The organism is Nocardia sp. NRRL WC-3656 (genome assembly GCF_000720265.1).
In the GTDB taxonomy this organism is placed as follows: Bacteria; Actinomycetota; Actinomycetes; order Mycobacteriales; family Mycobacteriaceae; genus Nocardia; species Nocardia nova.
In genome coordinates, this window is record NZ_JOJF01000101.1 from 1 (window position 1) to 673 (window position 673).

1 protein-coding gene is annotated in these 673 nt (G+C 65.4%); it reads left to right on the plus strand.

The window, feature by feature from the left end; genetic code table 11:
• Positions 1 to 225: 225 nt before the first annotated feature.
• A partial coding sequence (locus IG65_RS38315; RefSeq protein WP_197040030.1) for a transposase occupies positions 226 to 673 on the plus strand: 448 nt, incomplete at its 3' end.

The following is a 673-nucleotide window of genomic DNA, read 5'->3' on the forward strand; positions in this document are numbered from 1 at the left end:
CTAGGTCGCGTCTCCCAATAGTGTTTGTCGATCGGCCTGCTGTGTGGGGCCGATCGGGCATCATGTTCGCCGTGGTGACGGTGGTGGGTGATCGGTATCGTGTGCTGACGGACAGGTAATGGGAGCTGCTGGAGCTGCTGTTGCTGAAATCCGAAGGGCGCGTTGGCCGTAACTTCTGCGAGAATCGCAGGATCGTGGAGGGGATGCTGTATCGGCTGCGCACCGGTGTTGCCGTGGCGAGATCTGCCGGAGGTCTTCGGGCCGTGGCAGACAGTGTGGAAACGGCACCGCCGCTATGCCACCGACGGCACCTGGGACCGGGTGCTGACCGCGCTGCTCGCGCTGGCCGACACCACCGGTGATCTGGACTGGGTGGTGGCGATGCCCGCAGTGCTCGAGCAGGTGGCGGTGCCCCGGCTCGCCGGTGGCCCACCTCGGCGTAATCCCGACACGGTCATCGCGGACAAGGCGTACTCGGCAGCTTCGAACCGGGACCTGCTGCGGCGCAAACGGATCCGCAGCGTCATACCCCAACGATCCGACCAGGTCGCCAACCGGAAAAAGCGCGGACGCCTCGGTGGGATGGCCGCCAGGCTTCGACAAGGTCGAATACAAACGACGCAACGTGGTCGAGCGCGCGTTCAACAAGGCCGAACACTGGCGCGCAGTCGCG